The sequence below is a fragment of the Sphingomonas baiyangensis genome, assembly GCF_005144715.1.
GTDB lineage: Bacteria > Pseudomonadota > Alphaproteobacteria > Sphingomonadales > Sphingomonadaceae > Sphingomonas > Sphingomonas baiyangensis.
This window is the reverse complement of the sequence record NZ_SWKR01000002.1, coordinates 1,494,768-1,518,592: the sequence shown is the minus strand read 5'-3', so window position 1 is coordinate 1,518,592 and position 23,825 is coordinate 1,494,768. Positions and strand designations below refer to the sequence as shown.

Here is a 23,825-nt window from a genome sequence, read left to right as displayed (position 1 = left end):
TCCGCACGAACTGCCGCGCAGCGAAGGAGGCGCGAAACGACATGGCGAACGAAAGCATCTTCGGCATACACGGCACCGCGCTGGCACTGCGTTCGCAGCGCATGGGCGTGCTCGCGTCGAACATCGCCAATGCCTCGACGCCGGGCTTCAAGGCGCGCGACATCGATTTCCAGGCGGCGCTGCGCGCGTCGAGCGTCGGCGGGCCGACCGATCGCGCCGTCGCCGATGCCACGCTCTATCGCGTGCCGCTCCAGCCCTCGATGGACGGGAACACCGTCGAGCTGGCGACCGAGCAGACCGCCTTCGCCGAGAACGCCGTCGCCTATCAGACGACGCTCGCCTTCCTCAACGGGCGCATCGGCACGCTCACCCGCGCGCTGAAGGGCGAATGACGATGGGCAATCCCCTCAACATCTTCCAGGTCTCGGGCCGCGCGATGTCGGCGCAGCTCGTGCGCATGAACACCACCGCGTCGAACCTCGCCAACGCCGGCGCCGTCGCTTCGTCGGCCGAGGCGGCGTACCGCACGATGAAGCCCGTGTTCCGCACGCATTTCGATGCGGCGAGCGGCATGGCGACCGTCGACGTCGAGCGCGTGATGCAGGCGGGCGAGGCGCCCACCAAGCGCTACGATCCGGGCAACCCGCTCGCCGATGCCGAGGGCAATGTCTATGAAAGCGCCGTCGAGGAGACGCGTGAGCTGGTCGACATGATGGAGGCCGCGCGCACCTACCAGAACAATGTCGAGGTGATGCAGACCGCCAAGTCGCTCATCACCGAAACGCTGCGGCTGGGTCGCTGACGATGGCCAGCAGCTTCGACACCACGCTCGCCAATCTGGGCGTCAATCGCACCGCGACGAACACCGCGGAGATGACGACCCGCGCCGCGCAGCAGACGCTCAACCAGACCGATTTCCTCCAGCTGATGACCGCGCAGCTCAAGAACCAGGATCCGTTCGAGCCCGTCGACAACACGCAGATGGTCGCGCAGATGGCGCAGTTCTCGTCGCTCGCGGGCATCACCGAGATGTCGTCGACGCTGAAGGCGATCGCCGACCGGCTAGGCGCGCCCGATATGAACCAGGCGCTCGGCTGGGTCGGCCGCACCGTGCTGACCGAGGGCGACGTCGCCTTCGCACGCGCTTCGGGCGGCATCGAGGGCGGCGTCGTGCTCGATGCCGCCGCTACCGACGTGTCGGTCACGATCACCAGTGCCGAGGGCGCCGTGCTCAAGACCATCGCGCTCGGCCCGCAGACCGCGGGCACCGCCAGTTTCGACTGGGACGGCACCACCGATGCCGGCGAGGCGGCGGGCAACGGCCCGTTCCGCGTCGCCGTCACCGCCCGCAACGCCGGCGAGGCGGTCGCCGCGCGCCCACTCGTCTGGGCGCCGGTCACTGCCGTCGCGCTCGAAGGCGGCGAACCCGTGCTCACGCTGCCCGGCATCGGGCAGGTCAAGTCCAGCGCCGTCCGCTCGGTCGGCTGAACCCATCGTTCGTAGGAGAAACCAATGTCGTTCTACACTGCGCTGAGCGGCCTTCAGGCCAGCCAGAAGGAGATGTCGACCATCTCGCACAACCTGGCCAACGTCGCGACCGACGGCTTCAAGAAGAGCCGCACCGAGTTTGCCGACGTCATCGCCTCGAGCGTGTCGTCCAACCCCACCAGCCTCGTCGGCTCGGGCGTCGTCACCAAGGCGATCCGCCAGCAGTTCGGCCAAGGCAACCTGATCCAGACGGGCTCGACGCTCGATCTCGCCATCTCGGGCGACGGCTTCTTCGCTACCAAGCCCGATGCCGATGGCGCCAAGATGAACTTCACGCGCAACGGCGGCTTCCTCGTCGATCCCGAGCGCTATGTCGTCGACGGGCAGGGCGGCCATCTCCAGGTGTTCCCGGTCGATGGCTCGGGCGCGGTCGTCGCCTCGGGCGTCGACAGCCTCGTCAGCCTGCGCCTGCCGCAGACTTCAGGCGTGCCGACGCCGACGGGCAATGTCGCGCTGTCGCTCAACCTCAATTCGACCGCAGCGATCCCCGCCACCGCCACTTTCGATCGCTTCGATCCGACGAGCTACAACCAGTCGACGCAGACCACCGTCTATGATGCCGGCGGCAATCCGCAGACGATGACGAGCTATTTCGTGCGCACCTCGCTACCGAGCGCCGCCGAGCCGACGAGCGAGTGGCAGGTCTACAGCTTCGTGAGCGACCAGCCGCTCCAGACGGGCGGTGCCGATGCGGTCACGCTCACCTTCGACGGCGCGGGCGCGCTCACCTCGCCCACCACCGCGACCACGTTCGATCCGGTGACGCCCAACGGTGCTACCGCCGAACAGACGATCGCGCTCGATTTCGGCGCCGCCACCACGCAGAAGGCGACGCCCTTCGTCGTCAACAGCCGCAGCCAGGACGGCGCCGCCGTCGGCCAGCTCGAATCGGTCGCGGTCGACGAGCAGGGCATCGTGCGCGCCAGCTTCTCGAACGGCGATTCGCTGGCGCTCGGCAAGGTCGCGCTCGCCAATTTCGCCAACCCCACCGGCCTTCGCCAGCAGGGCAACGGCTATTGGGCGTCGACGGGCCTTTCGGGCGACGTCGTGCTGGGCGAGGCCAACAAGAGCGGCATGGGCGGACTCATGTCGGGCATCATCGAAGGATCGAACGTCGACATCACCGAGGAGCTGGTGGCGCTGATCGCGGCGCAGCGCAACTTCCAGGCGAATGCGAAGGCGCTCGATACGTCGAGCCAGATTTCGCAGACCATCTTCAACATCCGCAGCTGATGCACGGGCAGGGGGGCTGAGCGATGGATCGTCTCGTCTATACCGCGATGTCGGGCCTCAAGAGCCAGATGTCGGCGCAGGCGGCGATCGCCAACAACATCGCCAATGCCTCGACCATCGGCTTTCGCCAGGACCGCGTCAGCTTCGAGCGGCTGGTGCTGGCGGCCGATGGCAGCTTCACCTCGCGCACGCCCTCGGCCGAGGAGGTGCGCGACGCCGATCGCCGCTCGGGCGCGCTCCAGCAGACCGGCCGCGCGCTCGATATCGCCGCGACCGGCGATGCGTGGATCGCTGTGCAGGCGACCGACGGCAGCGAGGCCTATACGCGGCGCGGCGACCTCAGCGTCGCCGCCAGCGGGGTGCTGGAAACCGGTGACGGTTTCCCGGTGATGGGGTCGGGGGGCCCCATCACCATCCCCCCGCACGATCGCCTGACGATCGCCGACGACGGCAGCATCTCGATCGTGCCGCGCGGATCGGCGCCGGGCACCGAGCCGCAGGTGATCGACCGCATCAAGCTTGCCAGCACCGAAGGTTCGGACACGGTGAAGGGCCTCGACAATCTGCTGCATGTCCGCGGCGGCGGCGTGCTTCCGGGCAATCTGGACGCGAAGCTCGCGAGCGGCGCGCTCGAACAGTCGAACGTCGACCTCACGCAGGCGCTGGTCGACATGATCGAGAACCAGCGCGGCTACGAAGTGCAGGCCAATCTTCTGAAGGAAGCCAAGCGCATGGACGAAAGCTCGGCCAGCCTGATGCGCGTCCAGGGATAAGGAATTAGATCATGGGCAGTTCCGCCATGCACATCGCGCGTACCGGGCTCGACGCCCAGGATACGCGCATGCGCGTTATCTCGAACAACCTCGCCAACGTGAACACCACGGGCTTCAAGCGCGATCGCGCGGCGTTCGAGACGCTCGCCTATCAGGTGGTCACCGCCGCCGGTGCCGCGAGCACCGCCGAGACGCGCTATGCCACCGGCCTCAACCTCGGCACCGGCGTCCGCGTGCAGGGCACCGCGCGCATCGAGACGCAGGGCGCGCTACAGACGACGGGCAATTCGCTCGACATGGCGCTGGACGGCGACGGATATTTCCAGGTGCAGCTACCCGGCGGCGTGCTCGGCTATACGCGCGCAGGCAATTTCGCGCGCTCGCCCGAAGGGCTGCTGGTGACGAGTGAGGGCTATCAGGTGATGCCCGGCATCACCATTCCGCAAGGCGCGACCGCGATCACCGTGGGCGCCGACGGCACCGTATCGGCGACGGTCGCGGGACAGGCCGAAGCCGCGCAGATCGGCCAGCTCCAGGTCGCGACCTTCGCCAACCCGGCGGGCTTGCAGGCCACCGGCGACAATTATCTCACCGAGACCGCCGCCAGCGGCCCCGTCAACATCGGCATCGCCGGCCTCGATGGCCGCGGCCAGGTGCGGCAGGGGATGCTCGAGGGATCGAACGTCAACGTCGTCGAGGAACTCGTCGACATGATCGAGACGCAACGCGCCTATGAGGTCAATTCCAAGATGATCTCGGCCACCGACGAGATGCTGAAATATGTCAACCAGAACCTCTGACGCGCGCGTGATCCGCGTCGTGCGCCCCAGCCGCTCGGGCATGATCGAGTTCGCCGCCGGCCTCGCGATGGGCAGCGCCGCGCTGGCGCTGATCGCGCTCGGTGCCGCGCCCGCCAACGCGCAGATCTTCGGGCGCAAGAAGCCCGAGATCGTCTATGCGCCCACCATCGCGCAGCCCGTCGCCGCGCCGCCGCCCGCCAACGGATCGATCTTCCAGGTCGCCGATGGCTATGCCGCGCTGCACGAAGGCCAGCGCGCGCGCCGCGTCGGCGATCTGGTGACGATCGTGCTCGTCGAGCGCACCGCCGCGTCGAAATCGGCGGGCACCAATCTCGACAGCAAGGGCGGCTTCGGCCTTGTTGGCCCGTCGACCGGCCCGCTTTCGCTGTTCGCGCCTACCGACGCGCGCGCCAGCGGCAATCGCGGCTTCCAAGGCACCGGCGTCGCCGACCAGGCCAATGCGCTGTCGGGCGAAGTCAGCGTGACGATCGCCGAGGTGCTGCCCAACGGCAACATGGTGGTGCAGGGGCAGAAGCAGCTCACGCTCAACCGCGGCGACGAGTTCGTCCAGATTCGCGGGATCGTCCGCCCGATCGACGTCGATGCCTTCAACCGCATCGCCTCCACGCGCGTGGCCGATGCCCGCATCAGCTATACCGGCAAGGGCGACGTCGCCCGCGCCGCGCGCCAGGGGTGGCTCAGCCGCTTCTTCCAGGTCATCAGCCCGTTCTGATGGTTTGCGTCCAGCCCGTTCCCGTTCGCCCTGAGCCTGTCGAAGGGCGGCCCACGTTCGCCCGACGGTGGCGTGCGGGAGACGTGCAGGCCGCCCTTCGACAACCTCAGGGCGAACGGCCTTTAATATTCTCGATGTGGAGCCCCATCATGTTTCGGCTGTATTCGCTCGCACTGATCGTGGCTTTTGCCTTCCTCACCGCTACGCCCGCCCTGGCCGAGCGCGTCAAGGATCTCGGCCGCTTCCAGGGCATCCGCTCGAACCAGCTCACCGGCTACGGCATCGTCGTCGGCCTGCCGGGCACCGGCGATGACAATCTCGAATATACCATCCAGTCGATGAAGGGCGTCACCAGCCGCTTCGGCTTCCAGCTGCCGCCCAACATCAATCCCGCGCTCAAGAACTCGGCGGTGGTGATGATTACCGCCGAGCTGCCTGCCTTCGCCAAGCCCGGCCAGCGGATCGATATCGTCGTCGCCTCGATGGGGCGCGCCAAGTCGCTGCGCGGCGGATCGCTGGTGCTCACGCCGCTGATCGGCGCCGATGGTCAGATCTATGCGATGGCGCAGGGCAACCTCGCGGTCGGCGGGCTGGGGGCCGAGGGCGCCGATGGCTCGAAGATCGTCGTAAACGTGCCTTCCTCCGGCCGCATCCCCGATGGTGCCACCGTCGAGCGCGCGGTCGATACCGGCTTCGCCAGCAGCCCCTATCTGACGTGGAACCTCGCACGCGCCGACTTCACCACCGCGCAGCGCGTGGCGACCGCGATCAACGCGCGCTACGGCGGCGGCGTCGCACAGGCGGTCGATGCAGTGTCGGTGACGGTCGCAGCCCCCGCCGGTGCCGAGCTGCGCACGCGGCTGATGGGCGAGATCGAGAACCTGACCGTCGACGCGGCCGAAGCCGCCGCGCGCGTCATCGTCAACGCGCGCACCGGTACCGTGGTCATCAACTCGGCGGTGCGCGTCAGCCCGGCTGCGGTAACGCATGGTAAACTTACCGTTCGTATTGATGAAGCGCAGCGCGTGAGCCAGCCCGCCCCGTTCAGCGACGGGCAGACGGTGATCGAGCAGCAAAGTTCGGTCGGTATCGAGGAGGAAGTGAAGCCGATGTTCCTGCTCGATCCCGGCCCCAGGCTCGCCGATGTGGTGAAGGCGGTGAACGCCATCGGCGCGTCGCCCGCCGACCTCGTCGCCATCCTCGAAGCGCTCAAGGAAGCCGGCGCGCTCAAGGCCGAGCTCGTCATCCTGTGACGATCCCCACGCTCCCCGCAGTCCACCAGCCGACGGTATCGACCGATACCGCGCGGCTGGCGACGCGCGAGAACCTGGATCAGGCGGGAGCGCAGTTCGAAAGCCTGTTCATCGGCATGATGCTGCAATCGATGCGCAAGGCTTCGCTCGCCGAGCCGTTATTCAGTTCAAATGCGATCGATCAATTCCGCGACATGCAGGACCAGCAGCTTTCCAAGGCGATGGCGGTCCATGCCCCCATCGGCATCGGCAAGGCGATGACCGAGTTCCTGTCGCGCAACCAGCCGACGCTGGCCGATCCCGCCAGCCCGCTCGCCGAAGGCGCCGCGCCATGAGCAACATGCTGGCGATCGGCGCGAGCGGCGTGCGTGCCTATCAGGGCGCGCTCACCACCACGTCGGAGAATATCGTCAACGCCGGCACTGCCGGCTATGTCCGCCGGACCGCGCAGCAGCGCGAAGTAACCGGCGCGGGCGCGGGGCTGCTCACGGGCAATGCGATCGCCGGCAGCGGCGTCGCCATCACCGGCGTCGCGCGCGCGGCCGACATGTTCCGCGAAGCCGCGGTGCGCACCGCCGAGGCCGATGCCGCGCGCACCGACACCGGCCTCGTCTGGCTCGACCGGATCGAGGGTGCGCTAACGATGAGCGCGCTCGACGATCGGCTCGCGGCCTTCTTCAACGCCGGCCAGGCCGTCGCTGCCGATCCTTCGGCCACCGCGCCGCGTGCGGTGATGCTCGAACAGGCCTCCGCGCTTGCCGCGAGCTTCCGCTCGACGGGCTCGTCGCTCGAGGCGGCGCTTGCCGATCTCGATGCCGAAGCGGGGCTTGCGGCGCAGTCGCTTACTTCGCTCGCGGCCGGCATCGCGCGCGTCAATGCCGGGCTCAGCCGCACGAGCGCGGGGAGCGCCGGCCAGGCATCTTTGCTCGACGAGCGCGACCGGCTGCTCGGCGAGATGAGCGCGCTCATCGACCTCGACGTGCAGTACGACACCGCCGGCCGCGCCAGCGTCCGTGCCGGCAGCGCCGGCGGGCCGCTGCTCGTCGCGGGCGACCAGGCCGGAAACGTGACCTTTGCGCGCAATGCCGAGGGGGCGGCAAGCATCTCGGTACAGCGTGCGGGACAGACCGCCGTGGCGCCGGCCAATGGCGGCAAGCTTGCCGGCCTCGTCGATGGCGTCGCGCGCGTCGTCGATGCGCTCGCCGCGGTCGATACGCTGGCCGCCGATTTCGTCGTTTCGGTCAACGCCGTGCAGGCGGGCGGCGAGGACATGGCCGGCGCACCGGGCGGCGATTGGTTCGCCGGCGAGCGCGCCTCGCAGATGCAGATGGTGCTCGGCGATCCACGCGGCATCGCCGCCGCGAGCGCGGGGGCCGGCGCGCGCGACAATGGCAACATAGCCGCGCTCGCCGCATTGCGCGATAGCGGAGGCTTTGAAGACCGGCTGGTCGAGCAGGTCGGCGTCAACGCCGCCGCGATCGACGGGCGGCGCGTGGTCGCGCAGGCGCAGGATGCGATCCGCACCTCGGCCCTTGCCGCGCGCGGCGCGCTGAGCGGCGTCAATCTCGATGAGGAAGCCGTCGATCTGATGCGCTTCCAGCAGGCCTATCAGGCATCGAGCCGCGTGATCCAGATCGCCAGCGAAGCGATCCAGTCGATCCTCGACATCCGCTGAAGGGGCATCCGATGCGCGTTTCGACCAACCAGTTTTTCGCCCGATCGACGCTCCAGATGGCGCAGCTCTCGGGCAGTGCCGACACGCTCCAGACGCAGATCGCCACGGGCAAGCGCATCGAGCGGCCATCGGACGATGCCGGCGCGCACCAGCGGCTGGCGACGCTCGCGCGCGGCACCGCCGACGATGCCGCCGCCAAGACCAACATCACGCTGGCGCAGGGTATTCTCGGCCAAACCGACACCACGCTCGCCGCGATCGAGCAGCATTTGCAGCGTGCGAGCGAGCTCGCGATCCAGGCCGGCAGCGACACGCTCAACGACGGCGACCGCGCGGGCATCGCCGGCGCGATCGACGGGATGCTCGCCGATCTGATGGCGCTCGCCAACACGCGCGACCTGCGCGGCCAGCCGATCTTCGGCGGCGGCGCCGATGCCGCCTTCGCGCGCGGCGCCGATGGCGCGATCGCCTATGTAGGCGGCGCGGCGGGAGCGACCATCCCCATCGGCGACGGCACCGCGATGCAGGTGTCCGAAGCCGGCGACGCCACGCTCGGCGCCATGTTCTCTACGCTTCAGGCGATGGCGGCGGCGCTGCACGAAGGCGGCAACGTCAAGGATGCGATGGCCGATGCGATCGGCGGCATCGACGCAGCACTCGATCAGGTCTCGACGACGCGCAGCAGCGTGGGCGCGCGCGCCTTCCGTCTCGACATGGAGATGGAGCGGCTGGGCGATGTCGGGCTCGCGCGCGAGGAAGCGCGATCGAGCCTCGAGGATGTCGACATCAGCGCCGCGATCACCGAGCTGCAGAAGACGCTCACCATCCTGCAGGCCACCCAGTCCACCTTCACCCGCCTTTCCAGCCTGTCGCTGTTCGACCAGCTGCGCTGACGCGCGCTGATCTTCACTTGCGTCGCCCCAGCGAAGGCTGGGGGCTCGTGCGGTCGGGCGCACTTTCGGCATGAGGCCCCAGCTATCGCTGGGGCGACGATCCGGCATTTTTCTGCACCCCGGTAACCATTTCTCGACCCATCGCCGTCAAGGATCGTGGTTGGCGGTCGTTCAACCTTTCGGGAGGATCGCAGTGTCGATGTTGGGGGGTCCATGTTCGTCCTGATCGGATTCGTCGTGCTGATCGCGATGGTGTTCGGCGGCTTCGCCATCACCGGCGGTGCGCTCGGCCCAGTCATGCACGCGCTTCCGCACGAGATGCTCATCATCGGCGGTGCCGCGGTGGGCGCGCTCATCATCGGCAATTCGATGCTCGAGCTGAAGGCGCTGGGCGGCGGCTTCATGAAGGCCGTCAAAGGCCCCAAATACAAGAAGCAGGATTATCTCGACGCGATCTTCCTCGTCTCGAAGCTGATGAAGATGCTGCGCGTCGAAGGGCCGATCGCGCTCGAACCGCATGTCGAGGATCCCAAATCGTCGGAGATTTTCGCCGAGTTCCCGCGCCTGCTCGCCGACCACTCGCTCACCAACCTCATCGCTGATACGCTGCGCCTTGTCGTGGTGTCGTCGGGCACGCTCGACGTGCACGCGGTCGAGGAGGTGATGGACAACGCCATCAAGACGCACCACCACGAAGTGCAGGGGCCGCAGACGACACTCCAGGGCCTCGCCGATGCGCTGCCCGCGCTCGGCATCGTCGCCGCGGTGCTCGGCGTGGTCAAGACGATGGGGTCGATCGACAAACCGCCCGCGATCCTCGGCGGCATGATCGGCTCGGCGCTGGTCGGCACGTTCCTCGGCGTGCTGCTCGCCTATGGCATCGTCGGCCCGCTCGCGACGCGACTGCAACAGGTGATCGACGCCGACGCCGCGATCTATCACACGATCAAGCAGATCATCATCGCCTCGCTCCACGGCCATCCGCAGCCGCTGGTGATCGAGGCCGCACGCTCGGGCATCGCCCACCACAACCAGCCCGGCTTCGCCGAGGTGTTCGACGGATTGCGGGGAAGGTAAGTGGCTGAGTCCTTTGAAATCGGCGCCGGCCCGCTCCCCCGCCCGGCCACCCAGCCAGGCTACTCTTGTGGGTGGCCGGGTGGGGGAGCGGGCCGGTGCCGCTGCGCCGGAGGCGCCCGATAGATGCCCGGTCCCGCACGCGCGCCGCACGGCAACAACCAGCCACCGAAGATCATCGTCAAGAAGGTCTATGTCGAAGGGCATGGCGGCCATCACGGCGGCGCGTGGAAAGTCGCGTACGCCGATTTCGTCACCGCGATGATGGCATTCTTCCTGCTGATGTGGCTGCTGGGCGCGACCAACGAGAAGCAGCGCAAAGCGCTTGCCGATTATTTCGCGCCCACCCTCGTCGAGTTCAAGCAGAACAGCGCCGGCTCGAACGGCCTGTTCGGCGGATCGAGCCTTACCGACCCCGACAATTACCCCCATCGTGCCGGCCAGACGGGCACGCGCTCGCTCACCGTGCCGGCGGGCGCCGAGGGCGGCAAGTCGGTGGGCACCGGCGAGAAGGGATCGCTCAAGAACAAGGCGGCGCTGGCCGCCGAGGACCGCAAGAATTTCAGCCGCATGCGCGCCACCTTGCAGGCCAAGATGCAGAGCGACGGCAAGCTCGCCAAGCTCGCGCGCCACGTCCGCTTCGTCCAGACGCGCGACGGCATGCGCATCGACCTTGTCGACGACGCCAAATATTCGATGTTCGACCTCGGCACCACCGCGCTCGTATCCGACGCCGACGACCTGATCGGTCTGATTGCGACTTCGATCCGCGACATGGAAAATCCGATCATGATCCGCGGCCACACCGATGCGCTCGGCTATGGCAACCCGCTCGACATGAACAACTGGATGCTCTCGTCGGGCCGCTCGGAAGCGACGCGGCGGCGGCTGGCCGCCGGCGGCGTCGCCGAGGCGCGGTTCGAGCGGATCGAGGGGGTCGCCGATCGTGAGCCGATGATCGCCGACAACCCCGCCGATCCGCGCAACCGCCGTGTCGCGATCACCCTTTTGTATCGCCGCGGCGAGTTCGGCAAATAACCGCTTGACCGCGCTCGCGCATCGTGGCGAGCGCGCTGCATGACTAGCGAGCCGACCGACACCGCACGCCCCGCGACGGGCCTGCGCATGCATATCCTGGTCGGGCTGCTCGCGCTCGGGCTGCTCGCACTCGCAAGTGCCGTCGGCGTGGCGATCTGGGCGCAGCAGCGTGCCGCGCAGAACGGCGCGCGCGTCGAGCATACGCTCGCGGTGCAGGAGCTGATCCAGCGCGTCGCCACCTACAGCGAGCGCGTCGAGACCGCGCGGCGCGGCTATCTGCTGAGCGCCGAGCCGCGCTTCCTGGCGGTATTCGATCGATCGGCCACGGTGCTGCCCGCCGCGCTCGCACGGCTCGAGACGCTGACGCGCGACAATCCGGCGCAGCGTCGCCGTGTCGCAGCGCTGCGACAGCTCGACGATGTGCGCACTGCCGATCTCGTGCGTACCGTGGCGCTGGTCCGCAGCGGCCAGCGCGCCGTGGCGATGACGGGTTTCGCCAGCGATCCGGCGACCGACGCCACTTTCCGCACACGCGCGATCGCCGCCGAAATGCTCGCCGAGGAGCGCCGCCTGCTCGCCGCGCGCAATGCCGAGCAGCAGCGCAGCCTGTGGGTGCTCAACGCGGTGTTCGCGCTGGTCGCCGTGCTGCTGCTCGCCGTCGTCGCCGGCGTCGCGATGATCCTGCTGCGCTACACGCGCGCGCTCTCCGCGACGGGGCGCCAGCTCGCGCGGCTCAACAGCGATCTCGAAGGCGTGGTGAGCGAGCGCACTGCCGAGCTTCAGCGCGCCAATGCCGAGATCCAGCGTTTCGCCTATATCGTCAGCCACGATCTGCGTTCGCCGCTCGTCAACGTCATGGGCTTCACCGCCGAGCTCGATGCCGCGCGCAAGACCATCGCCGATCATCTCGCCAAAGAGTTCGAGCGCGATCCCGACAGTCGCTCGCCCGAGGTGATGCTCGCGGTCGAGGAGGATCTGCCCGAGGCGATCGGCTTCATCCGCACTTCGACGCAGAAGATGGACCGGCTCATCAACGCCATCCTGCGGCTGTCGCGCGAGGGGCGGCGGCGCCTGACGCCCGAGCCGCTGGCGATGCGCGCGCTGGTTGGGGACATTGCCGCCACGCTGCACCAGCGCGCCGCCGATGCCGGCGCCACGATCGAGGTGGGCGACATGCCCGATATCGTCAGCGACCGCGTGGCGATCGAGCAGATTCTATCGAACCTCGTCGAGAACGCGATCAAGTACGGCAAGCCCGGCCGCCCCACCATCGTTCGCGTCGAGGGGCGGCGCATCGGCACGCGCATCGCCTATGACGTCATCGACAATGGCCGCGGGATCGAGCCGCGCGATCACGAACGCATCTTCGAGCTGTTTCGCCGATCGGGTGCCCAGGACCGGCCGGGCGAGGGGATCGGCCTAGCGCATGTGCGCGCGCTCGCCTACCGGCTTGGCGGACTTATCGAGGTAACGTCGACACTTGACGAGGGCTCGACCTTCAGGCTTTCGCTTCCCCACACACTTACGCAGACGGAATGATCGCGATGACCAACCAGCAGCCCGTCAATATCGTGATGGTCGAGGACGACGAGGGCCATGCCCGGCTGATCGAGAAGAACATCCGCCGCGCGGGCATCTCGAACACCATCAGGCACTTCACCGACGGCACCACCGCGCTCGACTATCTGTTCCACGCGCCCGAGGGACCGGCGATCAACGGTCCGGCGCTGGTGTTGCTCGATCTCAACCTGCCCGACATGAGCGGCATCGACATTCTCGGCCGCATCAAGGGGCATGAGCGGTTGAAGCGCACGCCCGTCGTCGTGCTGACCACCACCGACGACAAGGTCGAGATCCAGCGCTGCTACGATCTTGGCTGCAACGTCTACATCACCAAGCCGGTGAATTATGAAAGCTTCGCCGACGCGATCCGGCAACTGGGGCTGTTCCTGTCGGTGATGCAGGTGCCCGAGGCGGGTGACGGCGATTGAGCGGCAGCGCCGTCCATATCCTCTATATCGACGACGACGAGGGGCTTCGTCGCCTGGTCGCGCGCGCGATGGCGCGCCGCGGCTACGAGGTCGCGACCGCGGGTGACGGCGCCTCGGGCGTAGCGATGGCGCGCGAGCGGCGGTTCGACCTGATCGCGATCGACCACTACATGCCTGGCTTGGACGGTCTCGAGACGCTGGCACAGGTGCAGGCGCTGCCCGATCCGCCGCCCGTGGTATATGTCACCGGGTCCGACGAGGCGCCCGTCGCCATCGCCGCGCTCAAATCGGGCGCTGTCGATTATGTCGTGAAGGCGGTGGGCGATGATTTCTTCGACCTGCTCGCGCAGAGCTTCGACGCCGCGCTCGAGAAAGTCCGCCTCGCCGCCGCCAACGCCGCGATCGAGCGCGAACTTCGCGAGGCCAATGCCCGGCTCGAGACGCTGTTGCGCGAGGTCGATCACCGCGTCGCCAACAGCCTCCAACTCGTCTCGGCCTTCGTCAACATGCAGGCGATGGCCACGGCCGACGAAGGCGCGCGCCGCGCGCTCGCCGACACCCAGCACCGCATCGAGGCGGTCGCCGCGGTCCATCGCGCGCTCTACACCGCCGACAGTGCCGACAGCGTGGCGCTCGACGGCTATCTGGCGACGCTCGTCGAGGGGCTCGGGCAGAGCTATGGTGCCGAACGCCGCGTGACCGGCGTGACGCTCGATGCCGAACCCGTGACCGTCGCCGCCGATCGCGCGGTGTCGATCGGCATCATCGTCACCGAACTCGTCAGTAATGCCGTTAAATACGCCTATCGCGAGCGCGATCCGGGGCCGGTTTGCGTCAGCCTCGCGCGCGAGGCCGATGGCGGCATCCTCGTTCGCGTGTCCGACGAGGGCTGCGGCCTTCCCCCCGACGGCGCGAGCGAGGGCACGGGTCTCGGCATGCGCGTGGTGCAGGCGATGGCACGCAGCCTGCGCGGCACCTTCGGCAGCGACACGCCGCCCAGCGGCACCTGCTTCAGCCTGCGCTTCGCAGGGTAGGGCATTGCCCGGCTGATAGATACAGTCACCAACCACCGTTCGTGCTGAGCCTGTCGAAGCACCGCTTTTCTTTTCTTGTCGAAAAACGGCACTTCGACAAGCTCAGTGCGAACGGGAAAAGGGCGCGCGCCTTTCCCGAATCGGCGCGCATCACCCCCCGCGCTCGGCCGCCGGCACGATGCCGTCGGCGAGCAGCCGGTGCAGATCGGCGATATGGCTCTCGCTGCGCGGATGCGGGCTGGGGTCGCTCGTCATCACCACCGTCAGCCCGAGATCGGGGACGAGATAGAGCATCTGCCCGCCATAGCCCCAGGCGAAGCGCAAGGGGTGGCCGCGCACATCCTCGACAAACCAGCCATAGCCATAGCCGTTGCCGCTCCACGGACTGCGCGCGCGCGCCTGCCACGACGCGTCGATCCACTGCTTCGACACCACGCGCCGCCCGTTGATCGTCCCGCCGCCGCGAATCATCTCGCCGAACCGCGCCAGCGCCTTGGGCGACATCAGCATGTCGTTGCCGCCGAAATAGATGCCCTGGGGGTCGCGCGGCCATTCGGGAATGCGGATGCCCAGCGGCTCGGCAAGCCATTCGTTCGCCAGCGCATGCGTCGAGCGACCCGAGGCGCGCGTCAGCACTGCCGACATCAGGTGCGAACTGCCCGTCGAATAGAGCATCGCGCCGCCCGGCTCCTCGACGAAGGGGCGCGACAGTGCGTAGCGCACCCAGTTGGGGCTCGCGACCCAGGCGCCGTAATTGCCGCCCGAGGTGCGCTCGAGTCCCGCGCGCATCGACAGGAGATGATCGACCGTCAGTCGCGCGAGGCGCGGATCGGGATTGGTCGGCGCATCGGCGGCGAGCAGCGGCGCCACGCGCTGGTCGGCGCCCGTCAGCACGCGCTTGTCGATCGCGATGCCCGCCAGCGTCGCGAGGATCGTCTTCGACGCCGACTTGATGTTCACCGGCCGGTCGAGCGGCGGCCCGCCGTTGAAGCGATGCTCGGCGAGCGTCTGGCCGTCGCGCAGCACCAGCAGCGACCGCAGGCGCGGCAGCCGCTGCGCCGCCGCCACCGTCTGCGCCATCAGCGCCCGATCAAGGCCCGTGGTACGCGCCGGCTCTACGCTTGAAGCGGCCTCGCGCTCGGGTTCGGAGCTGGCGGGCGCGCAGGCGACGAGCGCTAGCGCGGGCAGGGCGGCAAAGCTACGGATACGCATCCTGTGCGATGTAGGTCGCCGCCGTGCGACGCGCCACGTCAACCGGATGGTAACGCGGCGAAGCGCATCATGCGCCGATCCTTCTCCGTTCGTGCTGAGCCTGTCGAAGCACCGTCCTTCCCCCCGGCTCGCCCGGTTTACATGAGGCCCGCCATGCGCCCCATTCTCGCCCTCGCTGCCGCCGGCCTGCTCGCAAGCCCCGCGCTCCCGCAATCGGGCGGGCCGTTCACCATCGTCGAAAGCGGGCAGGTGTTCGCCAGCCTCTATGATGCCGTGCAGGCGATCGGCAACAGCACCGCCACCATCCGCATAGCGCCCGGCCGCTACCGCGAATGCGTGGTGCAGGAAGCCGGCGCGATCAGCTACGTGTCCGAAACGCCGGGCGCGGTGGTGTTCGATGGCGCGATCTGCGAGGACAAGGCCACCTTCGTGTTGCGCGGACGCGCCGCGGCGGTCGACGGCATCGTGTTCACGCGCACTTTCGTGCCCGACGGCAATGGCGCCGGTATCCGCATCGAGCAGGGTGACCTCACCGTCAGCAACTCGATGTTCGTCGATGGCCAGTGCGGCATTCTCTCAGCCGCCGATCCGAACGCCAGCATCGCCATCGACAAGTCGACCTTCGCGCGGCTGGGCAAGCATCCCGACGGATCGGGCGCGCACGCGCTCTACATCGGCGAATATGGCAGCCTCAAGGTCACGCGCTCGCGCTTCGAGCAGGGCACCGGCGGCCATTACATTAAGAACCGCGCCCCCCGCGTCGAGATCGTCGACAACAGCTTCGATGACAGCAAGGGGCAGGCGACCAACTACATGATCGACCTGTCGAACGGCGCTACCGGCCGCATCGCGCTCAACAGCTTTGTGCAGGGGACGGGCAAGGACAACTGGACCTCGATGATAACGGTCGCGCCCGAAGGTGCGGAAAACCGCTCGGGCGGCCTCGCGATCGAAGCCAACCGCGCCTGGACCGTCCCCGACTTCGAACACGAAACCGCCTTCGTGCGCGACTGGTCGGGCGAAAAGCTCGTCCTGCGCGACAACGAGGTCGCCAAGAACATGGTCGAGTTCGCGCGGCAATAGCCCAGATGCTCCCCTCCCTGGAAGGGAGGGGCCGGGGGTGGGTGGACGCCCGCACGGCCTTCGCTATCCTGCGAAGCCGTGCAGCGCATCCCGCCCGAACTAACGAACAATGCCCGTGCGCTTCGCAACGCCGCCACGCCGGCCGAACGCGCGCTGTGGAACGTGCTGCGCGGGCATCGGCCGCGTTTCACGCGCCAACTCGTATTCGGTCATTTCATCCTCGATCTGGCGTGCCGATCGGCCCGCATCGCGATCGAACTGGATGGAGGGCATCATGGATCGCAGTCGGTCGCCGACAATGCGCGCACTGCGTATCTCGCAAGCCATGGCTGGACGGTCCTGCGCTTCTGGAACAGCAAGGTATTTTACAACCTGCCAGGCGTAATGGCGGTGATCGACGATGCCGTTACGCGGGCTTCCACCCACCCCCGGCCCCTCCCTTCCAGGGAGGGGAGCTAGTTCGCCGCCACCTTCTCCCCAAACAGCCCCGCCACCTCCTCCGGCGACCCGAACAGCCGGTCGGGTCCGCAGCGCATGAGCGACGCTTCGCTCGCATAGCCCCACAGCACGCCGGCGGCCTGCATCCCCACCTTGCGCGCCGCCTCGATGTCGCGCGTCTCGTCGCCGATCGCGAGCGTGTCGGCAGCGGCGATGCCCGTGCGGCGCAGCACGCGCCTGAGCCGCGGCGCCTTGCCGTAAAGCGAGACCGCGCATTCCCACACCGCGATGCGCGCCGCGTGCTCGCCAAGGATACGCCGCGCGTTGATCTCGGCGTTCGACGTCACCAGCGCGATCGGCACCCCCGCCGCTTCGATCGCCTCGAGCATCGCGCCCACGCCGTCGAACAGCGACACCTCGTGCGTGTGCAGCGCGAACAGGCTGCGCACATAGCGTGCGATGAAGGGCAGCTTCCACGCCGGAATGCCCAGATGGCGGATCACCTCGCGCGTCGTGCGGTCGCGCAGCGCCTCGACCTCGTGCGGCTCGACGGGCCGGAACGCGTAGCGTTCGGCCAGATGATCGACGATGCCGAGGAACCAGCGCCCGCTGTCCGCAAGCGTGCCGTCGAAATCGAAGATGACGAGCCGGGGCGCCGCCATATAGGGGCGATCAGCCCTTCTTCAGCACGTCGAGCGCCGCCGCCGTCATCGCCTCGGTCGCGGTCGATACCACTGCCTCGGCATCAGGCGCCCAGGTCGCACTGTGGAGCGAGGGGAGGGCGGCACCGCCCGCCTTCGCCGCATCCCATTTCGCCGCCGGCACGCCGCCCACCCAGAACAACGCGCTCTCGATCGTCTCGTCGGCGAGCCAGAAGCGCGAGAAATCCTCGCCCACCATGCCCGGCGGCACGGCTTCGACACGATCCTTGCCGAACCGGCTGGTGAACACGCGCTCGACGCGGTCGGCCATCGCATCGGTGTTGAAGACGGCGGGCGTGAAGCCGTCGCGGATCGTCACCACGGGCATCCGGTCCTCGGGCATCCCGGCGGCGATCGCCTCGCCGCGCGCGATCCGCGCGATGCCGTCGAGCAGGTGCTTGCGGACCTCGGGCGCATAGCTGCGCACGGTGATGAGCAGCGTCGCCTCGTCGCCGATGACGTTGTGCGAGGTGCCGCCGGCAAAGCTGCCCACCGTCACCACCGCAGGGTTCTGCGGATCGATCTCGCGGCTCAGCAGCGTCTGCAGCGCGCCGACGATGCGCGCGCCGAGCACGATCGGGTCCTTGGTCGAGGCGGGCGCCGCGCCATGCCCGCCCACGCCCTTCACCAGCACGTCGACGCTGTCGACATTGGCCATCGTGTATCCGCGCCGCACGCCGAGTTGCCCCGCCTTCAGGCTGGCGCTGTCGTGGAACGCGAGCACATGCTGCGGCTTGGGGAAGCGCGTGTAGAGCCCGTCGTCGAGCATCGCCTTGGCACCCAGCCCCTTTTCCTCGGCGGGCTGCGCGATCATCACCAGCGTGCCCGACCATTGGCCGCGCATCGCCTTCAGGTTGCGCATCGTGCCCACCCAGGCGGCCATGTGCGTATCGTGCCCGCAGGCGTGCATCACGCCGCTCTCGCGCCCCTCGTCGGTCGTCGCGCGTACCTTCGAGGCGAAGGGCAGGCCCGTCGCTTCGGTGACGGGCAGGCCGTCCATGTCGGCGCGCAGCAGCAGCACGGGGCCGGGGCCGTTTTCGAGCACCGCGACCACGCCGGTGCCGCCCACCTTCTCGGTGACGGCGAAGCCCTCGGCGCGCGCCAGCTTCGCCAGCTTGGCGGCGGTCTGTACCTCGCGGGTGCTTAGCTCGGGGCTGGCGTGCAGGTCGCGATAGAGCGTCATCAGCTGCGGCATCGCGCGCGCGGTGGCGGTGCGCACGGCGTCGTCCTGCGCGGCGGCGGGGGTGGTGGCCAGCGCGGCACCGGCGAGCAGCAACAGGCGCAGCATCTTCGTCTCCTTCATCAGGCGGGCACCAGCTCGATCACGTCGAGCTGCGATTCGAAGCGCGGCCAGGGCAGCACCAGCCGCCAGCGCCGCTCGCCGACGCGCTCGACCACGCCCACCATGTCGCGGTCGCCGTCCTGCCCATATTGCAGCGGCGCGCCTTCGTCGCCCAGCACCAGCGTGCCGAGGAATATCGCGCGCGAGGGCGCGTCGCGGAAGATCAGCCCCACCGGGCGCTGCGATCCGGTATCCTTGTAGAAGCCCAGCACTTCGCCCTGATCGTCGATATGGCAGTCGAACCAGGGATAGGCGGTGAACGCGCGCGCGCCGGTGCCGGCGGCACCGAGCTTGAGCACGCGGCAGCGATAGCGGCCGGGCGGCGGCGTGGCGCCGGGCAGCGCGCGATCGATCGCGAGCAGATCGCCTGCCGCGGCGACGCCGGCCGGATCGGCCGCGCGCGCGGCCGGCAGCGTCGTCGTCCAGGCGTCGCGCCAGCGCCGCAGCCGATCGCGATCGGCCACCGTCGCGACGCGCCGCCAGTCGAGCGCGGCGGGCGCCGGGCTCGCATCGGGCGCGGCCGTGCGCGTGCCCGAGCACCCTGCAACCGCGCTACCGAGCATCAGAAACGACATCAGCGGGATCGTGCCCCGCAACCTGTTGATACGACCCATCGCGCGAGCCTAGCGCCTCGGCGCGCGAAGGGAAGCGCTACGATCGCCTTTCGTGCGAGCGGGCGCTCAGGCCGTCCAGCCGCCGTCCATCGACAGGTTCGCGCCGGTGATCGACGCCGCCTCGTCGCGGCACAGGAACAAGGCCAGCGCCGCGACCTGCTCGGGCGTCACGAATTCCTTGGTGGGCTGCGCGTGCAGCAGCACATCCTCGATCACCTGCTCGCGCGTCAGGTTGCGCGCCTTCATCGTGTCGGGAATCTGGTTCTCGACCAGCGGCGTCCATACATAGCCGGGCGAGATGGCGTTGACGGTGATGCCGTGCGTCGCCGTCTCGAGCGCCACGGTCTTGGTCAGCCCGGCAATGCCGTGCTTGGCCGCGACATAGGCCGATTTGTTGGGGCTGGCGACGAGGCTGTGCGCCGACGCGGTCGAGATGATGCGCCCCCAGCCGCGCGCCTTCATGTGCGGCACCGCCGCCCGCATCACGTGGAACGCCGAACTGAGGTTGATCGCGATGATCGCGTCCCACTTCTCGGGCGGGAACTCCTCGATCGGGCAAACATGCTGGATGCCGGCATTGTTGATGACGATGTCGGGGCCGCCCCACGCCGCATGCGCGCGCGCGACCATCGCGGCGATCTGGTCGGGCTTGCTCATGTCGACGGCGTCGTACAGCGCCTCGCCGCCGCTCGCCTCGGCCAGCTCGGCGCGGATCGTCTCGATCGCGTCGGCATCGCCGAAGCCGTTGAGCATCATATGCGCACCCGCGCCGGCAAGCACGCGCGCATAGGCGAGGCCGATACCCGAGGTGGAACCGGTGACGAGCGCGGACTTGCCTTTCAGGAACATGCGATATCCTTTCGTGTCAGCGGCGCGGCTGCGCGCGGCGTGTCAGGTCGAAGGCGGCGGTGCGCCCGTCGGCGATATTCTGCGCCAGCACCTGCGACTGTGCCATCGTCTCGGCGATGGCCTCGCGCCCGGCGGCCCAATGGTCGCGCATCGTACGTTCGGAGAATTCGAAGTCGCGGCTGCCGCCTTCCCACGCATTGGCGCGGTGGATGAGGTGGACGAGGCTGACGGGCAGCTCGGCGGCCTGCCCCTTCAGCGCCAGCACGTCGGGATCGTCGGCCAGATCGGGCGGCAGCTTGGCGAGCACGCGGCGTATCGCCTCGCGCTCCTGCCGCAGCCGCAGCCGCTCGCGCGATACCTGCCGCGTCCGGCTCGAATAGCGGATTTCCTTCTCGCGGCTCATCACGTCCATCAGCGTGCGCGGGCGATCGGCGGTGGCCGAAAACAGATCGACCTGGAACACCAGTGTCGGTGCTTCCTGATGATCGAGCACATGCGTGAGCGGCGTGTTCGAGACGAGGCCGCCGTCCCAATACCATTTGCCGTCGATCTCGACCGGCGGCAGCCCCGGCGGCAGCGCGCCCGATGCCATGACGTGCCGCGCATCGATGCGGCATTGCCGGCTGTCGAAATAATGGAAATTGCCGCTCTCGACCTCGACCGCGCCGATCGAGAGCCGCACCGGCCCGTCATTGGCGAGCTCCCAGTCGATCAGCGCGTCGAGCGTGTCGGCCAGCGGCGCGCTGTCGTAGAAGCTGAGTGCGCCGCAACTGCCCGGCGGCGCGAACATCGGCGGCACCATGCGCGGGCGGAAGAAGCCCGGCACGCCCTGCGTCATTACGCTCGCCGCCGACCATTCATGCACGAACTCGCGGATGCGCGGATCGTCGTAGATGGGGAAGCTCGGCAGGCCCGCCGTCACCGTGTCCCAGAAGGCACGCAGCCGCTCGATCCGCCGCTCGGGCGGATTGCCGGCGAAGATCGCTGCGTTGATCGCGCCGATCGAGATGCCCGCCACCCAGTCGATCGCGACGTCGGCCTCGGCAAGCGCCTCGATCACGCCGGCCTGATAGCTGCCGAGCGCGCCGCCGCCCTGCAACACCAGCGCCACGCATTCGGGCAGCGGCATCGATCGCGCGGCGCGGTGCCGCTTGTGGGGGTCTGCATCGGCCATCCCCCGGCAGATGGCGTGCGTGCTGCACCGCATCAACCGCCGCGGCTACGAAAATAGTATCGCGGTGATTGAACGCTAAGGCAGGTCCGCGCATTTCAAGCGTTACCACCCCGGAACGGACCCCTGCCGATGCGCCTCGACGATTTCGACCCCAGCGACAATGTCCGCGATCTTGGCTCGGGCGGCGGTGGCGGTGGGGGCTTCGGCCTGCTCGGGCTGCTGCCGCTGTTCCTTGGGCGCGGCATGGGCTGTGGCGGCATCGGGCTGATTGCGGTGATCGCGCTCGTCTATTTCAGCATGTCGGGCGGGCTGGGCGGCCTCACCGGCGGCGGCAATCCGGCGACGCGGCCCGAAGTGTCGAGCGGCGCGGGCGTGTGCAATACCGAGGAGCGCCGCTTCGCCTGCCAGGTGCTCGCCTCGACCGAGCAGACCTGGGCGGCGCTGTTCAGCCAGCAGGGCGGAACCTATCGCGAGCCGACGCTCAACTTCTATCAGCGCGGCGTCAATTCGGGTTGCGGCTCGGCCACATCGGCCGCCGGCCCGTTCTATTGCCCGCCCGACCAGGGCATCTATCTCGACACGAGCTTCTTCGACGAGCTCGCCACGCGCTACGGCGCGCAGGGCGATTTCGCCCAGGCCTATGTCATCGCGCACGAAGTCGGCCACCACATCCAGAACCTGACGGGCACCGCGCAGGAAGTGACGCGCCAGCAGCGCGCGCTGCCCGAGGCCGAGGGCAATGCCTTGTCGGTGCGGCTCGAACTCCAAGCCGATTGCTATGCCGGCGTGTGGGCGGCGCAGAACCGATCGCGGCTCGAGCCCGGCGATATTGAGGAAGGGCTGACCGCCGCCAACGCCATCGGCGACGACACGCTGCAACGCGAGGCGGGCGGCACCGTCGTGCCCGACAGCTTCACCCACGGCACCTCGGCACAGCGCATGGCATGGCTGCGGCGCGGATTGCAGACGGGCGATCCGGCGGCGTGCGACAGCTTTTCGGGGCCGATCGGATGAGCGTCGCCTTCCGTCGTGAAAGCGACGACGAACACAAGGAACCCGCCTTCGAGCTGCCGCTGCCGCCCGGACCCAATCTGGTGACGGCGGAGGGCCTTGCGCTGATCGAGGCGCGCGTTGCCGCCTTCGAGGCCGAGGTCGAGGCCGCGCCCGATGACGAGGCGCGCAAGCGGTCAAAGCGCGACCTGCGCTACTGGCTGGCGCGCGCGAGCACGGCCGAGGTACAGCCGCCACCGCCTTCGGGCGAAGTGGCGTTCGGATCGCGCGTCACCTACCGGCTCGACGGGCGCGAGCGTACCGTAGCACTCGTCGGCAGCGATGAGGCCGATCCCGCCGCCGGCCGCATCCCCTTCACCGCGCCGCTCGCGCAGGCGATGATGGGGGCGGAGGCGGGCGAGCATGTCGATTTCGGCGGCCGCAGCGAGGCGATCGAGATCGTCGCCGCCGAACCGATGGGCGCCCCCTGAGCGGCATCCGCATCCTCGTCGATGCTGATGCCTGCCCGGTGAAGGACGAGGTGTACCGCGTCGCCGAACGGCATGGCGCGCAGGTGGCGGTGGTCAGCAACCAGCGGCTGCGCGTGCCGCCGCTGCCGTTTGTCGAGCGCGTCGTAGTAGACGACGGCTTCGACGCCGCCGATGACTGGATCGCCGACCATGCCGATCCGGCTTGCGTTGTCGTCACTGCCGACATCCTGCTCGCCGATCGCGCCTTGAAGGCCGGCGCCATGGTGATCGCACCCACCGGCAAGCCGTTCACCACCGCCTCGATCGGCAGCGCGATCGCGGTGCGTGCGATCATGGCAGACCTGCGCGCCGGCGGCGACCAGCTCGGCGGCCCGCCGCCCTTCGCCAGGCAGGATCGCTCGCGCTTCCTCCAGGCGCTCGACGCCGCGCTGGTGAAGCTCGCGCGCGGCGGGTAGGATAGGCAATGGCCGAGAAATTCGAACGTCACCGCCAGCCCTGGCGACAGGATGAAATCCAGAAGCTGCATACGCTCGCAAAGAAGGGCATGGCGCTCAAGGCCATCGCCAAGGCACTGACGCGCAGCGAGGAATCGGTGAAGGAGCGCGCCAAGGCCGATGGCTTGAGCATCGCCAAGCTACGGTAGAGTCGGATGACATCACCACGAACCAATCTCCGTTCGTGCTGAGCCCTTCGGCAAGCTCAGGAGAGCCTTGTCGAAGCACCGTCCTTCATCTTTCGCAATCCGAGGAAAGAACGGCCCTTCGACAAGCTCAGGGCGAACGGCTCAGGGTGACGTCATCACGCGCTAGGCCGTGCCACCCTCGTCACCCCGGACCTGCTCCGCGGTCGACGGTGAGGCCCGCGATGCGCATCGTCCTCGACGGCA

28 protein-coding genes are annotated in these 23,825 nt (G+C 68.5%); 22 read left to right on the top strand and 6 right to left on the bottom strand.

The annotated features are described in order from the left end of the window. The first annotated feature begins 41 nt into the window (after nucleotides 1-41). The 16 genes from FBR43_RS10620 (at nucleotide 42) to FBR43_RS10545 (ending at nucleotide 14,045) form a co-directional block, all read left to right on the top strand. Nucleotides 42-392, top strand: coding sequence for a flagellar basal body rod protein FlgB (locus FBR43_RS10620; RefSeq protein WP_136943108.1), 351 nt, complete (start codon nucleotides 42-44; stop codon nucleotides 390-392). Continuing rightward, a complete protein-coding gene (flgC, locus tag FBR43_RS10615) occupies nucleotides 389-802 on the top strand; it encodes a flagellar basal body rod protein FlgC (protein ID WP_394344026.1) in 414 nt (137 codons plus the stop codon). The genes FBR43_RS10620 and flgC overlap by 4 nt, the downstream gene beginning before the upstream one ends. A gap of 2 nt (nucleotides 803-804) precedes the next feature. Beyond that, complete coding sequence (locus FBR43_RS10610; protein WP_136943106.1) at nucleotides 805-1,488, top strand: flagellar hook assembly protein FlgD; 684 nt, start codon at nucleotides 805-807, stop codon at nucleotides 1,486-1,488. Between the two features lie 24 nt (nucleotides 1,489-1,512). Next, complete coding sequence (locus FBR43_RS10605; RefSeq protein ID WP_136943105.1) at nucleotides 1,513-2,781, top strand: flagellar hook protein FlgE; 1,269 nt, start codon at nucleotides 1,513-1,515, stop codon at nucleotides 2,779-2,781. A 23-nt stretch (nucleotides 2,782-2,804) separates the two neighbouring features. Further along, nucleotides 2,805-3,554, top strand: coding sequence for a flagellar basal body rod protein FlgF (locus FBR43_RS10600; RefSeq protein WP_136943104.1), 750 nt, complete (start codon nucleotides 2,805-2,807; stop codon nucleotides 3,552-3,554). 11 nt (nucleotides 3,555-3,565) lie between these two features. After that, nucleotides 3,566-4,354: a flagellar basal-body rod protein FlgG gene (gene flgG, locus FBR43_RS10595; protein WP_136943103.1), complete on the top strand. Its 789-nt coding sequence runs from the start codon at nucleotides 3,566-3,568 to the stop codon at nucleotides 4,352-4,354. A 40-nt stretch (nucleotides 4,355-4,394) separates the two neighbouring features. Further along, nucleotides 4,395-5,087 carry a flagellar basal body L-ring protein FlgH gene (locus tag FBR43_RS10590; RefSeq protein WP_136944156.1) on the top strand — a complete coding sequence of 231 codons (693 nt, stop codon included), beginning with the start codon at nucleotides 4,395-4,397 and terminating at the stop codon, nucleotides 5,085-5,087. A 149-nt stretch (nucleotides 5,088-5,236) separates the two neighbouring features. After that, nucleotides 5,237-6,340: a flagellar basal body P-ring protein FlgI gene (locus FBR43_RS10585; protein WP_136943102.1), complete on the top strand. Its 1,104-nt coding sequence runs from the start codon at nucleotides 5,237-5,239 to the stop codon at nucleotides 6,338-6,340. Further along, complete coding sequence (locus FBR43_RS16480) at nucleotides 6,337-6,675, top strand: rod-binding protein (RefSeq protein ID WP_249276543.1); 339 nt, start codon at nucleotides 6,337-6,339, stop codon at nucleotides 6,673-6,675. Before FBR43_RS10585 ends, FBR43_RS16480 begins: the two co-directional genes overlap by 4 nt. After that, entirely contained in the window at nucleotides 6,672-8,015 is a 1,344-nt protein-coding gene (gene flgK / locus FBR43_RS10575) for a flagellar hook-associated protein FlgK (RefSeq protein ID WP_136943101.1), read from the top strand. The genes FBR43_RS16480 and flgK overlap by 4 nt, the downstream gene beginning before the upstream one ends. An 11-nt stretch (nucleotides 8,016-8,026) precedes the next feature. Continuing rightward, nucleotides 8,027-8,908 carry a flagellin N-terminal helical domain-containing protein gene (locus FBR43_RS10570; protein ID WP_136943100.1) on the top strand — a complete coding sequence of 294 codons (882 nt, stop codon included), beginning with the start codon at nucleotides 8,027-8,029 and terminating at the stop codon, nucleotides 8,906-8,908. Nucleotides 8,909-9,121: 213 nt separating this feature from the next. After that, on the top strand, nucleotides 9,122-9,985 hold the full coding sequence (motA, locus tag FBR43_RS10565; protein WP_136943099.1) for a flagellar motor stator protein MotA: 864 nt from the start codon (nucleotides 9,122-9,124) through the stop codon (nucleotides 9,983-9,985). A gap of 123 nt (nucleotides 9,986-10,108) precedes the next feature. Then, a complete protein-coding gene (locus FBR43_RS10560) occupies nucleotides 10,109-11,020 on the top strand; it encodes a flagellar motor protein MotB (RefSeq protein WP_136943098.1) in 912 nt (303 codons plus the stop codon). Nucleotides 11,021-11,059: 39 nt separating this feature from the next. Next, nucleotides 11,060-12,559, top strand: coding sequence for a sensor histidine kinase (locus tag FBR43_RS10555; protein WP_136943097.1), 1,500 nt, complete (start codon nucleotides 11,060-11,062; stop codon nucleotides 12,557-12,559). Nucleotides 12,560-12,564: 5 nt separating this feature from the next. After that, on the top strand, nucleotides 12,565-13,011 hold the full coding sequence (locus FBR43_RS10550; protein ID WP_136943096.1) for a response regulator: 447 nt from the start codon (nucleotides 12,565-12,567) through the stop codon (nucleotides 13,009-13,011). After that, entirely contained in the window at nucleotides 13,008-14,045 is a 1,038-nt protein-coding gene (locus FBR43_RS10545; protein ID WP_249276542.1) for a sensor histidine kinase, read from the top strand. Before FBR43_RS10550 ends, FBR43_RS10545 begins: the two co-directional genes overlap by 4 nt. Nucleotides 14,046-14,195: 150 nt before the next feature. On the opposite strand, the gene FBR43_RS10540 is transcribed toward FBR43_RS10545, so the two are convergent. Then, nucleotides 14,196-15,257 (bottom strand): serine hydrolase domain-containing protein, encoded by a 1,062-nt coding sequence (locus FBR43_RS10540; protein ID WP_136943095.1) that lies wholly within the window; start codon nucleotides 15,255-15,257, stop codon nucleotides 14,196-14,198. A 141-nt stretch (nucleotides 15,258-15,398) separates the two neighbouring features. On the opposite strand from FBR43_RS10540, the gene FBR43_RS10535 reads away from it, so the two are divergent. Continuing rightward, nucleotides 15,399-16,340 (top strand): right-handed parallel beta-helix repeat-containing protein, encoded by a 942-nt coding sequence (locus FBR43_RS10535; protein ID WP_136943094.1) that lies wholly within the window; start codon nucleotides 15,399-15,401, stop codon nucleotides 16,338-16,340. A 78-nt stretch (nucleotides 16,341-16,418) separates the two neighbouring features. After that, nucleotides 16,419-16,799, top strand: coding sequence for an endonuclease domain-containing protein (locus FBR43_RS10530; RefSeq protein WP_136943093.1), 381 nt, complete (start codon nucleotides 16,419-16,421; stop codon nucleotides 16,797-16,799). Here the strand turns inward: FBR43_RS10530 and FBR43_RS10525 are convergent. From FBR43_RS10525 to FBR43_RS10505, 5 genes are all read right to left on the bottom strand, one after another. Further along, a complete protein-coding gene (locus tag FBR43_RS10525; protein ID WP_136943092.1) occupies nucleotides 16,796-17,440 on the bottom strand; it encodes an HAD hydrolase-like protein in 645 nt (214 codons plus the stop codon). The two genes, FBR43_RS10530 and FBR43_RS10525, sit on opposite strands and share 4 nt — an antisense overlap. A gap of 10 nt (nucleotides 17,441-17,450) precedes the next feature. Further along, nucleotides 17,451-18,782: an amidohydrolase gene (locus tag FBR43_RS10520; RefSeq protein WP_249276541.1), complete on the bottom strand. Its 1,332-nt coding sequence runs from the start codon at nucleotides 18,780-18,782 to the stop codon at nucleotides 17,451-17,453. Then, on the bottom strand, nucleotides 18,782-19,396 hold the full coding sequence (locus FBR43_RS10515; protein WP_136943091.1) for a DUF4893 domain-containing protein: 615 nt from the start codon (nucleotides 19,394-19,396) through the stop codon (nucleotides 18,782-18,784). Before FBR43_RS10515 ends, FBR43_RS10520 begins: the two co-directional genes overlap by 1 nt. Nucleotides 19,397-19,501: 105 nt before the next feature. Then, nucleotides 19,502-20,284 carry a 3-hydroxybutyrate dehydrogenase gene (locus FBR43_RS10510; RefSeq protein ID WP_136943090.1) on the bottom strand — a complete coding sequence of 261 codons (783 nt, stop codon included), beginning with the start codon at nucleotides 20,282-20,284 and terminating at the stop codon, nucleotides 19,502-19,504. Nucleotides 20,285-20,300: 16 nt separating this feature from the next. Continuing rightward, complete coding sequence (locus FBR43_RS10505; RefSeq protein WP_136943089.1) at nucleotides 20,301-21,458, bottom strand: patatin-like phospholipase family protein; 1,158 nt, start codon at nucleotides 21,456-21,458, stop codon at nucleotides 20,301-20,303. Between the two features lie 129 nt (nucleotides 21,459-21,587). On the opposite strand from FBR43_RS10505, the gene ypfJ reads away from it, so the two are divergent. From ypfJ to FBR43_RS10485, 4 genes are read left to right on the top strand one after another with little or no spacing between them, the layout of a single operon-like run. After that, complete coding sequence (gene ypfJ, locus FBR43_RS10500) at nucleotides 21,588-22,472, top strand: KPN_02809 family neutral zinc metallopeptidase (RefSeq protein WP_136943088.1); 885 nt, start codon at nucleotides 21,588-21,590, stop codon at nucleotides 22,470-22,472. Further along, nucleotides 22,469-22,939, top strand: a complete 471-nt coding sequence (locus FBR43_RS10495; protein ID WP_136944152.1) for a GreA/GreB family elongation factor — start codon at nucleotides 22,469-22,471, stop codon at nucleotides 22,937-22,939. Before ypfJ ends, FBR43_RS10495 begins: the two co-directional genes overlap by 4 nt. Further along, on the top strand, nucleotides 22,936-23,394 hold the full coding sequence (locus tag FBR43_RS10490) for a YaiI/YqxD family protein (protein WP_249276664.1): 459 nt from the start codon (nucleotides 22,936-22,938) through the stop codon (nucleotides 23,392-23,394). Before FBR43_RS10495 ends, FBR43_RS10490 begins: the two co-directional genes overlap by 4 nt. A gap of 8 nt (nucleotides 23,395-23,402) precedes the next feature. Beyond that, the gene (locus tag FBR43_RS10485) at nucleotides 23,403-23,582 is read left to right on the top strand and encodes a hypothetical protein (RefSeq protein WP_136943086.1); all 180 of its coding nucleotides are present in this window, start codon (nucleotides 23,403-23,405) and stop codon (nucleotides 23,580-23,582) included. Nucleotides 23,583-23,825: the final 243 nt, after the last annotated feature.